Annotated in this window: 14 protein-coding genes; 5 read left to right on the top strand and 9 right to left on the bottom strand. The window is 50.9% G+C overall.

Annotation, left to right across the window (positions count from 1 at the left end; genetic code table 11):
- The first annotated feature begins 234 nt into the window (after positions 1-234).
- Positions 235-900 (top strand): adenylyl-sulfate kinase, encoded by a 666-nt coding sequence (locus VFA09_04295; GenBank protein ID HZU66477.1) that lies wholly within the window; start codon positions 235-237, stop codon positions 898-900.
- Between the two features lie 42 nt (positions 901-942).
- On the opposite strand, the gene VFA09_04300 is transcribed toward VFA09_04295, so the two are convergent.
- From VFA09_04300 to VFA09_04315, 4 genes are all read right to left on the bottom strand, one after another.
- Entirely contained in the window at positions 943-2,466 is a 1,524-nt protein-coding gene (locus VFA09_04300; protein HZU66478.1) for a hypothetical protein, read from the bottom strand.
- A 152-nt stretch (positions 2,467-2,618) separates the two neighbouring features.
- Entirely contained in the window at positions 2,619-3,977 is a 1,359-nt protein-coding gene (gene murD / locus VFA09_04305) for a UDP-N-acetylmuramoyl-L-alanine--D-glutamate ligase (GenBank protein HZU66479.1), read from the bottom strand.
- A 68-nt stretch (positions 3,978-4,045) separates the two neighbouring features.
- Positions 4,046-4,624 carry a Uma2 family endonuclease gene (locus VFA09_04310; GenBank protein ID HZU66480.1) on the bottom strand — a complete coding sequence of 193 codons (579 nt, stop codon included), beginning with the start codon at positions 4,622-4,624 and terminating at the stop codon, positions 4,046-4,048.
- A gap of 60 nt (positions 4,625-4,684) precedes the next feature.
- Positions 4,685-5,212: an AAA family ATPase gene (locus VFA09_04315; protein HZU66481.1), complete on the bottom strand. Its 528-nt coding sequence runs from the start codon at positions 5,210-5,212 to the stop codon at positions 4,685-4,687.
- Between the two features lie 141 nt (positions 5,213-5,353).
- Between VFA09_04315 and VFA09_04320 the strand changes: the two genes are divergently transcribed.
- The 4 genes from VFA09_04320 (at position 5,354) to VFA09_04335 (ending at position 9,892) form a co-directional block, all read left to right on the top strand.
- Positions 5,354-8,149, top strand: a complete 2,796-nt coding sequence (locus tag VFA09_04320; GenBank protein HZU66482.1) for an ATP-binding protein — start codon at positions 5,354-5,356, stop codon at positions 8,147-8,149.
- Between the two features lie 12 nt (positions 8,150-8,161).
- Entirely contained in the window at positions 8,162-8,911 is a 750-nt protein-coding gene (locus VFA09_04325) for a response regulator (GenBank protein ID HZU66483.1), read from the top strand.
- 178 nt (positions 8,912-9,089) lie between these two features.
- Positions 9,090-9,590, top strand: a complete 501-nt coding sequence (locus VFA09_04330; GenBank protein ID HZU66484.1) for a response regulator — start codon at positions 9,090-9,092, stop codon at positions 9,588-9,590.
- Between the two features lie 101 nt (positions 9,591-9,691).
- Positions 9,692-9,892, top strand: coding sequence for a hypothetical protein (locus VFA09_04335; protein ID HZU66485.1), 201 nt, complete (start codon positions 9,692-9,694; stop codon positions 9,890-9,892).
- On the opposite strand, the gene VFA09_04340 is transcribed toward VFA09_04335, so the two are convergent.
- The 5 genes from VFA09_04340 to VFA09_04360 all read right to left on the bottom strand — a co-directional run bounded on the left by VFA09_04340 (position 9,889) and on the right by VFA09_04360 (position 14,407).
- A complete protein-coding gene (locus VFA09_04340; GenBank protein HZU66486.1) occupies positions 9,889-10,116 on the bottom strand; it encodes a hypothetical protein in 228 nt (75 codons plus the stop codon). The genes VFA09_04335 and VFA09_04340 overlap by 4 nt on opposite strands.
- 123 nt (positions 10,117-10,239) lie before the next feature.
- Positions 10,240-10,860 (bottom strand): sigma-70 family RNA polymerase sigma factor, encoded by a 621-nt coding sequence (locus VFA09_04345; protein ID HZU66487.1) that lies wholly within the window; start codon positions 10,858-10,860, stop codon positions 10,240-10,242.
- A gap of 241 nt (positions 10,861-11,101) precedes the next feature.
- Complete coding sequence (locus VFA09_04350) at positions 11,102-12,556, bottom strand: serine/threonine-protein kinase (protein ID HZU66488.1); 1,455 nt, start codon at positions 12,554-12,556, stop codon at positions 11,102-11,104.
- Positions 12,557-12,658: 102 nt separating this feature from the next.
- Entirely contained in the window at positions 12,659-13,462 is an 804-nt protein-coding gene (locus VFA09_04355; GenBank protein HZU66489.1) for a ferritin-like domain-containing protein, read from the bottom strand.
- 585 nt (positions 13,463-14,047) lie between these two features.
- Positions 14,048-14,407, bottom strand: coding sequence for a hypothetical protein (locus VFA09_04360; GenBank protein HZU66490.1), 360 nt, complete (start codon positions 14,405-14,407; stop codon positions 14,048-14,050).
- Positions 14,408-14,508: the final 101 nt, after the last annotated feature.

Here is a 14,508-nt window from a genome sequence, read left to right on the forward strand (position 1 = left end):
AACTGTTAGTCTACCAGACTTATGGCGCCTTCGCAAGCCAGTTCGGGCAGTTCTGGGAGACGAAAAAAGGTTTTACTTATATATGGCAGAAAAAACTTGAATACGTAGATCAGATACTTGCCACTACTCCCCACAAGAGGATACAATACAGGTGGTCTATCTCTGCCCAACTGGTTGCATCACTCGCTCATATTGCGTCCCACAGCGCTTGTGGTCAAAAAAAGGAGCGCCGAAATGTCGCAGCACTCGGAATACCACATATGGGACCTGGAATCCGGCTGGTCGACGATTTTCGCCCAGAGCGCTCTCAGTTTCACGCTCTGGTTTACCGGTCTGCCCGGCACAGGCAAAACTAGCCTGGCACATCTCGTACAGAAAGCGCTGCTAGCGCGCGGTTACAAGGTTGAAATCATCGATTCGCAGGTGCTTACCCACTGGCTCAATCTCAAACTTCAGATACACGAGGATATCCGGCAAGACAATAGCCATACAATCGGCTATGATGCCTTTATCACCTATATTTGCACAATACTGGCGCGTAATGGCATCATAAGCATCACCACTTCGGTATCACCCTATATAGAGGCACGTTCTTACGCCCGCGAGCAGATACATCGCTTCATTGAGGTCTATTTGCATTGTGAAACCGGGTTGAGGCAGAAGCGTGTGGAACAATCGGAGACCAGGTTTCCCACTGAGATAGAAGCCCTCTATGAACCCCCACCATCCCCGGAACTGAGCCTGGACACGGGAAAGGATGCGCTCGAACGCGCCGCATTACGGCTGATCGCCTATCTCGAACAGCATGGCTATATTGCTCCACTCTGGGAAGAGTTGGCCAACGATGAAGAAATCGAAAGTATCAAATCGCGCCTGCAAGCCCTGGGCTACCTGGAATAATCCCAGGACGTACTCTTGCTGCCGTCCTCATGAGGGTCGCAGTCATTGCAGCATCACCGGATGCTGCAAGTACAGGCCAACGAAGATACGCAGGTACCCACCATCGTCATCAGGATAACTGCTCGTGTGATTGTTACAATTATTGCATTCATACGTGCTGATCGGGCCTGGATTGGTTACCCCATCATGCATTGCATCGATATTCATAGTGCCACCATTACCAGGCCCAAACAGGACGGCGATCACACCCGCCGTGGCAAAACTGGCGACATTGTTCAGGATATACTCCGCGCGATTATCCTGGTAGTGGCCGGACGAATTGTTCATGGTATCAAAATACTGATTACCCATTGGCACTTGCCACATCACAATGCGCCGGTGTGTATCCTTGCTCAGATCACCGATAAAGGTCAGGTAGCGAGCAAAATTGGGAAAAGTCCTATTATAGCGATCCCACCATCCTCGACTACCGGGTTGCCCTGAGTCAAAATCGGCCACATCGTTGGAAATCACATCCCAGCTTGAGACTCCATTTGGATTACCAACTAACCCGGCAGTATTGAGGAAATTCGCCTCTTTCTGGGCCAGTCCGGGAACATCCACGTTGGGATTGGTATCCGTGGCGATATCATCACCCGCTGCCCAGGTCGAGGCATGCAGCGCTAGAATAGCGTTGCGCGCATATTTGTCGCGCATGTGCAGCAAAGCCCAGGTAAATCCCTGCGCGTTATTGGGAAAGCCGGATGCATCGGGGAAACCGGATGAACTGACACTCGCGGGAATGGTAGCAGCATTATCGCTGCCATGGGTGGCATTTTGCAAGAAGCCCCATAAATCAGGCTCGACAACCACGAAGACAGGTTTGCCGAAAGCGCCTATTTTTTGCAGCATCAGCACCCAGTTCGCAAAATAGGCCTTCATCGTTGATGCATCTGCCAGATTACCTGTATCCTGATCTATATTATGGCCACCGCAATAGCTACCGGGATGCGGGCCATTACTCAGGCAGATTTCATAGTAGACAAACACGGGCATATAGCCGTGCTGCGCGCTCTCATCCATATAAGAGGTAGCAAACTGCCCTTGAGGTTGCTGCCATTGTTCCCATCCCCTGCCTGTATTGACGCCACCGGTCAGATATTGATACCTGAAGCTAAAAGCTGCGCCGTTCCTGCTGCGCATATCATCAAGCTGTGAAGCGCTTCCAGGAGGATTCATCACGCCAAAACTAAAATAATGAGGAAATGCCGCCGGAACAATTCCCTGACCCTGAGGCACGGGGCCTGGAGGCGGATCGGGATTGCCCTGCCCCTGCGTAGGTGTCGCCCCTGGTGTCGTTCCGCCGGTTGGGTGCGCCCCCGGTGCCCCAGAATTCTGGCGGGGCACTTGAATGGTAACTCCCGAATACGAGCCTGAGGTTGGACTGCTTTGCCCTGATACCTGCATCTCATTGCTATTCCCAGGTTGCCCCACATTGCTGGAACATGCTGTCACAAACAAGAGAAGGCAAATAGAGATCACAGCAAAAGCCCTGACCTTGTTATCCTCACATTGTCGAAAGCGCATGGCTTCCCCCTACATAAATTTTTACCCCGGCCATAGTATAAACTATCGTTTGACTTTCAGTAGAAGAGATAGGACATTTGGGGGAATATCACCGTAAGCTTGCTTTAACCATGGAGATGTCCAAACGCTTGCTTGAGGCTTGCAGGGGATTGTTACTTCAACGCGCGTACATAAGCGACAAACTTATCGCCGCGGTCGAACTCATTGAGGAACATGCCAAAGCTGGTAAAACCCGGCGAAAAGAGGAGCACATCCCCGGGCCGCGCCAGCGAAACGGCCTCATTCATTGCGGTCGTGAAATCATCGAAAACGCCGCATACGGGGTCAGGGATCCCGTATTTCTCGGCCTCCTGTTGCAGCACCGGCAACAACTCATCTGTACCTGTCCCCTTGAGCAGAATCACGTTCCGGCAGCGCTGCACAATCGTTCGCGGCCAATCTTCAAGCGGTAGAAATTTCGTATTGCCACCCGCGACCAGCACTATCGGACCATCGAAAGCTTCCAGAGCGATCCGCCCTGCCACCGGAGTCGTACTGGTACTATCGTTGATGAAGCGCACTCCGTTGATAACCGCGACCTCCTCCAATCTGTGAGGAACTCCGTGAAAACTACGCACCGTCGCGGCGATAATCTCGTCAGGAACACCCAGCAATCTCGCAGTTGTCGTCGCCAGCAGGATATTCTCAAGGTTATGCTTTCCTATCAATGGCGTCTCCGTAAAGATGAATGGCGCAATATCAGAGGAACCGCGCGCGAAACTTCCTCCCAGTTCCAGGCTGGTAAACCAGGTCCTGGCAACCGCTTCCTCTCCAAGGCGGCGCGTCCAGGGATTATCGTAGTTAAAAATCGCCAGGTCATCCGCGTGTTGATGGCGGAAAATATTTGCCTTGGCCGCGGCATACTCGTCCATGTCCGCATAGGTATCGAGGTGATCGGGATAGATATTGGTCATGACGGCAACCTGTGGACTGAGCTTATGCGGTTCCAGCCCCTCCAGTTGCCAGCTCGATAATTCCAGCACTACGAGAGTATCAGGTGTAATGGTGGGCAAGAGAGAGAGCGTTTCAACACCGGCCACGTTGCCACCGATAACCGTCCTGGCACCAGTAGCGCGCAATATCTCATAAATAAGTGTCGTGGTCGTCGTTTTCCCGCGCGTGCCGGTAATACCGATGATACGGCCGGTACAGGCCTGAAAGAAGAAAGCAATCTCCTGCTCAATTTGCGCCCCATGTTCGCGAGCGATGCGCAGGTAAGGAGAAGACTTTTTCACACCCGGAACTCGAATGACAACCTCGGCCCAGCGAAAATCCTCTTCGCGATGTTCTCCAAGCACATACTCGATTGGCAACCCCTCTAGCGTCTTTATGCTTGGCGCGAGCACCTCCGCCGATCTCAAATCGGTCACACGCACAATCGCCCCCTGCTGCGCAGCGAACCGGGCCGAGGCAATCCCCGATCCATGCAACCCCAACCCCATAATCAGTACGCGCTTCCCTCGCAAATCCATCTTTATTCCTCGATCAAATAAATCTATCTGGTGCCCAGGCGCATAAAATTATTCCGGCACAACTTTTATCATTTCGCCTGTGGGTTTACCGGCCCGCCGTTTTCAAAAATCACATCCTCGTAGGCATCGGCAACGGGAAAATGCACCCCCAGGGAAGCAAGCTCAACCTCATCATCAGCGCCAAAAGCATCATACATCCATTTTTTCTGCTCTTTGCGATATATCTCTATCCTCATAGTCCTGTAGTCCACCAACAGATACTCCTCAATGGTAGGACAGGCAAGATAGGCTTGCAGTTTTCTTCCACGGTCGCGAGCCTCCGTACTTGGAGAGAGTACTTCAACGACAACGCGTGGTGATCGGATCAGATCGCTATTCCCTCGATCACGCGCATCGCAACTCACCACCACATCAGGATAAAGGTAACGATTCTCCGAGACACGCACTTTCATATCCGAATTGTAGGCGCGGCAAGGGCCACCGCGAAGTAAACCTTTCAGAATGTCACGGATATTTCCGCCGATAGTCGCGTGATTGGCGCTTCCACCCGGCATTATGTACATATAGCCATCAAGATATTCATAGCGCGTATCAGGATCGCGCTCTTCGAGTTCAAAGTACTCTTCGACACCTATCTCTAGCGTCATGCGCTTATCCTTTCTCCTGGCTATCATTAACATATCCGTAGCCACGCCAGTTCTATTATATCATTGGTTTTCTTCGGTAATGAGCGCCTTGAAGAACGCTTCAACCTTCGACGGACGCCGGCAATGGATCACTTTCTCGCCATAAGCGGCTAGATAAGTAGCTGCTATCATTCGCGAATGCCCCATTGAGGGATCTTTGCTGGTATAATATATCCTGCTGTGCGCAAGAAAACGCAGCAGTTTAAAGAATCCTTTATGCCGGTTAGTTCCCGCGAGACTTGCTCGCACGTGACGAGTTACAATACGCCACGCGGCAATGATCCAGGGGAGATCAAGCCATACGATATGATCGGATGCCTGAAAGAGCTCATCCGTCCATTCGATAAAAGCGCCCTCTGTGACCCAATCGGATGACACAGCTATTTGATGAATATCACGCAACCGGTCCTCTAAAGAGCGTTCAGCTCCTACTCCTCCTTCCCAACCAATGACATCCAATTCATAAAAAGGAATGCGAAAATGTGCCGCTATGCGTTGCGCCAGCGTGGTTTTTCCGCTTCCAGGCCCTCCAATGATGTGAATACGCAAAGCCTTCCTCACCTATGATCACAGTTGAGCAAATCGAGCTTATAATATAGAATATAAGCAGCACTTTTCTCACTCGCGCCCCGGTACAAAGAGAGAAGCTTTCTTTGTACCGACTAGTTGGTTTTCTAGAAATTGCATCATATGCAGCCAGAGCCATCCGCCCGGCTTGAACATATTCTCGAACTCATGCCAGTGGGAGTCGCCAGCCTCAACTGCACAGACATGCGCCTCCTTTATGTCAACTCGTACTTCGTCTCACTACTTCCACAGCCATGGCAAACTCAAAATGTGGTTGGTCACTTGCTGGAGGAAGTACTGCCCGGTGAATTGCTCAGGGTAGTGCAACCGGAAGCGCGAGCAGTCTGTGTCACAGGTCAAAAGGCCGTCCTCAGCGAGGTGCCTTATGAAGGCTTTCTCGAAGAACGCGGACGTACCTACTGGCATATCTCTATCGAGCTTTTTACGCCCGACGTTCCGCCCGGCACACAACCACAATCTGAAAATTATAACGCAGAACCAACGCTCCTCATCACCATTGAGGACGTTACGAATCATGTTCGTTCAAGGCTGCACCTGGCAGCCATTCACCATATCTCATCAGCAATCGCGGGCAGATTTGCGCTTCCTGTGGTGCTTGATCGCATCCTCGAAGCCGTTCAGAGCCTGGCAGGCTCAACACGTTGTGCCGTGATTTTGAGGGATTATTCGATCTCAAATGGCGAATACCTCCTTTCCGGGCTTGAGGAGCGGACCTTTACTGGCCCAGACACACATCATCCGCCGGAGACTGCTCCCACAGTAACGGTTGCCGCTCAGAAAGGATTACATCTGAGCGTCCAGGATTGGCATCCACAGGTAAGCGAACAGCTGCTACTGGGAAGGGTCATGCGCAGCCGCCGCTCGCTGGTCATTTCAGACACAAGCACTGTGCCCGAAATAGAGTTTCCACTGCTCGACGATAACGGCATACCTCGCCGCCCCGGCTCAGTTGTGTGTGTTCCGATATTTGAGCCGACACCAGGTCCCAGTATAGGAGAGCTTTCCAACTCCAGGGGAAACGCCTTTTGGCATAAACCAAAAGGCGACGTGCTGGGCACAATCGAAGTCTACCACCGGCGCGCTCGTGGCCTGCCCAAAGAGGAAGTTGAGTTATTGGAGCAATTCGCGCAACAGGCCGGGCTTGCGATACAAAATGCCCGCCTGTTCCTGCGCATCGATCACCTGGCGCGTACCGCCAGAAGGCACGCGCGCCAGCAAGAAAACGTCATGCAGGCTATTCCAGACGGGGTAATCATCTACGATGCCCGCTGGCGGGTAGTTGATTTCAATAACGCTATCCGCAACCTGTTAGGATGGACAAACGATGTCATTGGCTTGCATATTAGCGAGGCTCTTGCACATAGTACAGCCCTCTATCCTCCAGATGCTCCTCCTTTCGAACAAATGACAGCAGAACTTGAGCGTTTCCCTCACGAAAAACGCATTGATGAATTCAAGTTGCATGGCGCCGATGGACACTATTACACAATACGCCGCTCAAAGGCCCCTATACAGGATGAGCTTGGCAATATCTTCGCCTTTGTGGTCGTCTATCATGATGTTACCGAACAGGCAGCGGCGCGGGAGCGTACCGAATCAGAAGTCATTGCTCGTACTGCCGAACTGGCACAGCGCAATCAGGCACTTCAGGAAGCGCAAGAAGCCCTGGAATTGGAAAGCGCCCGCCTGGAATTGCTCTTAGAGCGTTTGCCCTCCGGCGTGTTACTGATCTCAGCCAACGATAATCGCATTATTCTGAGCAACCACCAGGCCACAGAACTACTGTACCGCATGGGGTGCATTCCATCGAATGGTTCATCTCCGTTCCCTGAAGATATGGATGCCGCTGTTAAGCAGACCACCGGCATGAATATCGAGGACTTGCTGCGTGGCGTCCTGGTTTATAGGGCCTCCGGCTCTCTGATACCATATGAGGAACAGCCACTTTTCCTTGCCCTCAATAAAGGAGAGGCCAGTGAAGCCGAACTCCATCTCACCGCATCCGATGGCCAGACGCTGTACCTGCTCGCCAAAGCCGCACCATTGCGCGCCAATGATGGCACCATTACCAACGCTGTGCTGGTCTGGCAAGATATTACCAGGCTCAAGGCCCTGGAACGTGTGCGTGAAGACTTCTTCACAACCATGGCCCACGAATTGAAAACACCCCTCGCCAATATTCGCGCTCATATCAGCGCGCTACAGGCCAACGATTTGCAGTGGTCGCACGAACAGCAACTGGACTTTCTGAAGACAGCCGACGAACAGGTCAATCGTTTAGTAGAAATGATCAACAATTTTCTCGATGCCTCGCGTGTCGAGGCAGGAGCCTTGCGCCTCGAACGAGAGCCTATTCTGTTGCCTGAAATGGTTGAAGACCTACAAGATCGCCTGGAAGCCCTGATCTCTTCTTCACAGCGTCAATTGGAGATTAGCGTACCGGTCGATTTACCGGCAGTGAGCGCGGATTATGAGCTTATTATGAGCGTTCTCACCAATCTGCTCAGTAATGCTTTCCGCTATGCACCGGAGGGGGACATTGTGCGTCTCGAAGCAGAGGTGGTCTACGATGAAGAAGACGAGCAGCCGGTGGGCGTCGAGATTCGTGTGATCGACCGCGGACCTGGTATCACAGAGGAGCGACAGGCTGAACTGTTTACCCGCTTCAGCACCTTCGCGAATCTGAGACGCCCGGCGCCTGATCGACCGGGCCAGCCCATGGTCGCGAAACGACCAGGGACTGCCAGGTGGAGCGCGGCGACCGGCCTGGGCCTTTATATCAGTCGCGGTATTATCGAGGCCCATGGCAGCACGCTCAGGTTGCAGAGCAGCCCGGGGCAGGGGGCGGTTTTCGCTTTCACTCTTCCGCTCGCCGTCCCGGCTCGCAAAGAGGATTAACAGGAGTATTACATGCCAGTATCAGATAAAAAAGTTCGTATCCTTTGCGTCGAAGATGATGCGCAAATGCGCTCTTTTCTTCTGGCGCAGTTGAAAGCGAGAAATTATCAGGTTCAGGCAGTGCGTGATGGAGCCCAGGCTATCGATCTTGCTGCCATTTTCGAGCCGCAGCTCATTCTCCTCGACCTCTCATTGCCTACCCTGGACGGCCTGACCTTTCTAAGGCGCTTGCGCGAATGGAGCAGCGCACCTGTGATTGTTCTCTCAGCCCATGACGAGGAACTGGTCAAAATCAAGGCCCTCGATCAAGGTGCCGACGACTATCTGACCAAACCTTTTAGCCTGAATGAATTGTTGGCTCGCGTCCGTGTGGCCTTGCGCCGCGCGGACGAGGCAGCTCGCCTGCGCAGCAGCAAGGGTGACGATTCGCAGCGCCCCGTCTATCGCTGTGGCGGCGAACAGGGGCTGGTCGTGGATTTTGCGCATCGCACGGTTCGCTCCGGCGGCAAAGAAATCCACCTGACTCCCACCGAATATGACCTGCTCTGCGAACTCACCCGCAACGCCGGAAAGGTTCTTACCCATCGCGAACTGCTCCAGCGCGTCTGGGGGCCGGACTACAGCGCGGAAAACACTTACCTGCGTACCTTTATTCGTCATTTGCGCCGCAAGCTAGAGCCGGACCCTGCCCAACCGCGCTTCCTGCTCAATGAGTTAGGCGTGGGCTATTTTGTTCCTCCCCCGGATGACAAAGAACCATGATTACGTGAAGATTTTTCACAGATTCTTCACAGTAATCACATGCTTATTCACACCATTGTCACCAAAACTTGTGTACAATTTTTGCTAAGAGAGGCGGCTTCTCTCAAGTCATCTATGATATTACCGCGCTGGCGATGTAGCCGCATTATGAGCGCTTTGCGGGAGCAGGATGTCAGTCATGCAAGACAGGGACGCTGCAAGGTCATCGTCTGGAGGCGGTCAGTTGAATGCTTTGAACGAGGCCACACCGAATGAGGTGCGAGTGTTTGATCATCCAATGCATTCACAAGCGGCGGTAGCCAGGCACTCACACAAAATACTCGTAGTTGAAGATGACACTTCCCTGGCCAGCCTGGAAGCAAATTTTTTAACCGCATCCGGCTACGCTACGGAGATAGCAAGTAATGGAGAATTAGCTATCGTGGCGCTTCAACAAGCGATTCCCGACCTTGTATTGCTTGACCTTGATCTCTCTGGTTCAATTTCCGGCTGGGAAGTCTTGAAAGTTTTACGGACTTATTCGAGCACGCCGGTATTGCTTACCAGTTCGGCATCCGCAGTGCGTCAGCATATTCGCAGCCATGGCGAAAGCCGGGCAACTTTAGATCATTTGCCTAAACCATATCCTATGCATACTCTTCTCAAACGCATTGAACGCATGTTAACGATAGGACCGTAGAAGCATCCCTTTTGGATACCGGCCCGCGGAGCTATCCGCGGCAAGTATTCGCTCCGTAAGAGTTATCCAGCGTGGATAGCTAGACAAAAAAGGAGGGCCACATGGACCGCATGGACCGTAAAGAAGATCGTGAAATTTTGCGTAAAGGTGGGTTCGGAGAGGTAGAAATGAAGCGGCTGAGCCAGTTGCGCAGGGATTACAACGAAAGAGAGAGATTGCAATTGATCGCAGACCAGCGCCGCCTGGAATTTATTCGCTGGCTGGTCAGCACCGGTAAACTTTCTGAACAGCTCGCCTCTTAGGATGGCTCTTGCTTTTCGTTTCGTACAACCAGTCCATCCACCTGGCTGTCATTGTCCCACGGAAGCTCTGGATCTGCCTGGCGCGGAGAGATGCGCGAAATAGAGTCTAGAATGCGTGCAATGATCCCTGTTGGAGGCTCTAGTGGCGCTAATCGATTGAAGAGCCTGTCAATATCGTCAGGCTCTGCCGGGTCTGGAAATGAATCATGGCGTGGATGGTCCATACATAATTCCCTCTTATCTTCTTCCATACTATCTCTGCTGTTAGTACGGTCAAGGTAAGAGGGAAGTTTCACATCGCCTATTTCATTCGCAACAGTCAAAAATAGTTGCTGCTCCGGGTGAGTTTAGCATGCGGGCATAATCTGCAACTGGGCCGCCAGTGTCGACCGCAATAAGGGCTTTGCGCGCTGGAAGTATGTCTTGGCAGTCGCCTCCGGCATGTTTAGCACGTGCCCAATCTCGGAAAAACTTAACTGGGAAGCATAACGCAACAGCACAACTGAGCGAAACTTGGGGGGCAGCGCCTCGATAGCCTTCTGCAGGCACTCTTGTAAATCATGCCGCTCCGCTACTTCCTCCGGTAAAGGACCTGTATCCGGCATCGCTGCTAATGGCGAGGCGTCGTCCTCATCTGCCGAGGCTTCCAGGTCAGAAAAATGAATCGCGCGCTTTTTACGCAACTCATCCAGACAGCGATTGCGGGCCACCTGAAACAACCAGGCTTTCAACGGCTCTCCGGTTCGCAAATTTGGCAGGGAGATGTACAACTGGAGAAACACCTGTTGTAAGATATCCGATGCCTGGTCATAATCCCCCAGGAAACGGCAGATAAAATTAAAGAGCGGACCATTATAACGTTTGACAAGACTTTCAAACGCCTGCTGGTCACCGGCAAGGCTTTGTTGCGCCAGAATACCATCAGTAATGTCAGGCGTGCGTGTTTTTACGCGTTCTCGAATTTGCATGAGTAACAACCTCACTTTCTTTCGTCCTGACACTAGCGTATCCTTTTCTCGATTAAATTACAATAGTTTTTTGCATTTATAAACTCTGCTGTAGGCACCTCTAAGCATAAACTAAAGTGCGTGAGTGCAATCTCATTATATTCTTAAGAAATCCCATCCATTTCTTATGGAATTCTAAGGAAGACATAGCAGATTCATACCCATTTGAAAAATCGGAACCATCGAGGAGGCAAGCGCGAAGCTATATATGTTGTGCCGCTCCGGCCCCTACTATCACTTCGAGTTGATTGATTATCTCAAAGGCATATTGCGCTTCTTCAGTCCGCTCAAGCTTTTGCAATAGATCGGCCCTGGCACGCCATGCAGGTACATGATTGGGATTACATGAAATGGCCTGCTCATAGACCAATAGAGCCTCGTTGTAACGCTGCAAATGCTCTAGCGCAAGGCCCTTGCCAAGGTAAGCATCAACATCATAGACATCAAGCTGAATAGCCTCGTCATAGACATCAAGCGCTTGCTCGTATCGTTTGAGCATGCTGAGCGCCAGCCCTTTACTAATATAGGCATAGGCATCACCGGCATCAAGTTCTATTGCATGCTCAAAGCTATTCAGAGCTTCTTCATACCGCTTGAGTTTGCACAGCATAAGCCCCTTGCCTATATACGCATAGGCATCACTAGAATCCAATTCAATAGCGTTCTCATATGCGGCAAGCGATTCCTCATAGCAACCAGTTTTCTGATGTGCAACAGCTTCATCCAACCAATTCTCCCTGGTTTTCGTCAATACCTCAGGCTCATCTGGTTGGACAGGTGTGGTCATTTCTGTAGAAGAACCGGCCAATACAGCAATTTGATTGCTAACAGGCATATGTAATGCTGAAATGAAAGCTGCGACATCAGAATGGCGATCGGTAGGGACTTTCGCCATCGCTTTCAAGATTGCCTGCTCTACATGAGCAGGGAGTTCCTGGTTCAGTTGGGTAGGAGGAATGGGATCCTCCATCATATGCTTCTGGATTACAGCCCGTATGCTGAGTGCAGTAAAAGGTTGACGCCCGGTCAAGAGTTCGTAAGCGATGCAGCCAAGTGCATATTGATCTATCCCCTTACTCACCACGCCCTCAAACTGCTCTGGTGCCATGTAATAAAAAGTGCCTTCTCCCGCGGTTCGTCTGGTATCTGCCACACCCAACAACACGGCACTACCAAAGTCGGCGAGGAGCACTTCACCTTTGCCATTAAATAGGACATTTCCTGGCTTGAGGTCACAATGTATGATGTTCTGCTGATGCATATATTGCACTGCTTCCCCAATTTGAGAAAGGATGACTAAAGCTTCTTCCAACGGCAACGGGCCAGGGCGATAGCGCTCTATGCGATCTTTAAGTGAACCTCCGGGTGCGTATTCGGTTATTATGTAGGGAAAACCTTCATCGGTTTGGCCAACGTCAATAATGGATACAATATGAGGGTATCGAAGTAGATCAAGCCTTTCAGCTTCCTGCAAAAATTGCTGTTGCTTCTCTACTGAACGAAGAGACTTTCTATGCAGCAATTTGATTGCTACTTGATTGTGTTTGAGCAAGAGATGTTGAGCGAGATAGACACCGCTGACGAAGCCTTGGGTCAAGGCGGCAACCACGCGGTAATTGCCAATCTGCATTCCGATCCAATCGCTTTCATTGATCATACTCATACTACCCTCAAAAAAGCATATTCAAGATAGATCTGAACCACGAACAGAAGAAAGACTTCCGCTCGTGGCTCAGATCACCGCACTACAAAAAGACTGCTAGGAACAGGACACAGCATAGGGCTGGCGATAGATCACGCCGCCAGTAATGTGCGTACCGACTTGCTTATAGGTGTAGCTATTGCCCGGTTTGGGACTTAGGTAGCCAGCCTTCTTTACGAGCGCAGGAGCTGCGCCAACCGATGGGAGCAGTACAGGGGAGAATACCCAGTTATCGGCGGGTTCGAGTCCACCAATCATGCGCCCCAACGCACGATGCTCCGCCTCAACTGTGGCAATTTGTCCGGCGATTTCCGCCAGGTCGGGTCGCCCCAATTGCGCGAATTCTCGAATTGCTACCAGGAAGGCAGAGTCGAAAACACCCTCCAGCTGCTGCTGGGTCGCGATGAAGAGATTTAGATCGGTGAATGTATCGGGGCCATGAGGGAAGCTAAAGGTACTGGCAAGCACCCCTCCGCCGTTGGCTGCAAAGAAGAGTTCGTGAATTTGCTCCTCAATGAGAGCCGCCTGAATGATATCCAGGTTGTCACCGGTTATCCCCAACTCGTTAGCATTGTTCATGCCATTCGTGTAGAAGGTAACCGCTAATCGCTCAGCAGTTCGCGCTACGGTGAAAATAGTTTTGATACTATCTACACAACTTGATCCAGCCAGGGCTTTGGCATGCACAATATTCGCCGAACCATGCAAGAGCGAAAAGACGCCTGCTCCGGCTGCTGATAACCCCGCCGCACCGGCTACCCCTGCTGCCGCTCCTTTCAGCAGGGAGCGGCGCGTACGACGTGTTGAGAACGACTCCATGAGATCATCGGTTTCAGGAGTCAAATCGTCCGGTCTTTCCACAGAGCTAATCATTCCTTTCTTCTACTCAGATCTTCCTAAAATCTGAGATAGACTGTTTGTCATCATACCAATCATCATGATGACATGCTAACATTATGTAGGTATTACTGAAGCAATCGATTCTATAAGTTGCCTGTTCTCGGAATCGTATCCGCTCGCGTTTGCGGTTCTCTCGAGGAGATGGAAGGCAATCGATCGTTATCGCTTCTCGTAATATACTACGCTACATTCAGGCGTTTAGATTGCATGCTCGCTGCTAAAAGTAACGAAGTAGAGTAGAAAGAATTAATACTTGAGCTAATGATTTTTATTCCCCCTAGTGCTCATAGCTTGTTCATAGAAAATATGACATTTTTAAAAGCTTTTTGGAATCTTTTTGCATATAATTGTTCAATATGTAAACTCTACCTTAAAAACTTATAAGGCATTTTTAAGTTTTCTCAGGATAGATTAATCTAATATCTATACAGTCTGAGAATCCTGTGTCGATGCCCAGGCCCTGCTTATCTCCTTTGTACGATTTGAAGGCGGGAATGGACTCAGGTCATTGAGAAGGAACAGTAATGATGGATTACCAGGGCAGTATCAAGCAGACGAAGGAGGAGGATTGAAAAGGTCATTCGCAAAATTGGAAATAGCATACGCATCAAGGTACAGCGCAGGAGCAAATTGGTGAACATAAAGACCTTGACCTTCAGTGAAAGTTGGACCTGTTATATTCAGCACATAATAGCTAAAGCTTACGGCATACACGTCCTCGGCAATCTTCCGGGTTGCAATAATCTTCAGGTCTGTAAAGCCACGTACACACGTGACAGCCAACGTTCTAAATGTTGCCTGTCGAATGGCTTCCAGCAGATCAGCTGGATACTGATCAACAGACTGCTTCGTTTGCTCTCCCTCACTCTTTTGTTTTCCGGCTTTCTCTTGCTCCTCTTGGTTCATTCAATGGTTTCCTTTCCAGAAGGATGATAGCCTTTTCCCACTAAATCTTTACTGTAAATCATTAGCCGAGTATTTAGAGTCAAGCCGCTCAGTTGGCTCCA

Source organism: Ktedonobacteraceae bacterium (assembly GCA_035653615.1).
GTDB lineage: Bacteria > Chloroflexota > Ktedonobacteria > Ktedonobacterales > Ktedonobacteraceae > DASRBN01.

Coding starts and splice junctions, on each gene's coding strand:
- VFA09_04295 (HZU66477.1), top strand. CDS start 235: ATGTCGCAGCACTCGGAATACCACATATGGGACCTGGAATCCGGCTGG.
- VFA09_04300 (HZU66478.1), bottom strand. CDS start 2,466: ATGCGCTTTCGACAATGTGAGGATAACAAGGTCAGGGCTTTTGCTGTG.
- murD (HZU66479.1), bottom strand. CDS start 3,977: ATGGATTTGCGAGGGAAGCGCGTACTGATTATGGGGTTGGGGTTGCAT.
- VFA09_04310 (HZU66480.1), bottom strand. CDS start 4,624: ATGACGCTAGAGATAGGTGTCGAAGAGTACTTTGAACTCGAAGAGCGC.
- VFA09_04320 (HZU66482.1), top strand. CDS start 5,354: ATGCAGCCAGAGCCATCCGCCCGGCTTGAACATATTCTCGAACTCATG.
- VFA09_04325 (HZU66483.1), top strand. CDS start 8,162: ATGCCAGTATCAGATAAAAAAGTTCGTATCCTTTGCGTCGAAGATGAT.
- VFA09_04330 (HZU66484.1), top strand. CDS start 9,090: ATGCAAGACAGGGACGCTGCAAGGTCATCGTCTGGAGGCGGTCAGTTG.
- VFA09_04335 (HZU66485.1), top strand. CDS start 9,692: ATGGACCGCATGGACCGTAAAGAAGATCGTGAAATTTTGCGTAAAGGT.
- VFA09_04340 (HZU66486.1), bottom strand. CDS start 10,116: ATGGACCATCCACGCCATGATTCATTTCCAGACCCGGCAGAGCCTGAC.
- VFA09_04345 (HZU66487.1), bottom strand. CDS start 10,860: ATGCAAATTCGAGAACGCGTAAAAACACGCACGCCTGACATTACTGAT.
- VFA09_04350 (HZU66488.1), bottom strand. CDS start 12,556: ATGATCAATGAAAGCGATTGGATCGGAATGCAGATTGGCAATTACCGC.
- VFA09_04360 (HZU66490.1), bottom strand. CDS start 14,407: ATGAACCAAGAGGAGCAAGAGAAAGCCGGAAAACAAAAGAGTGAGGGA.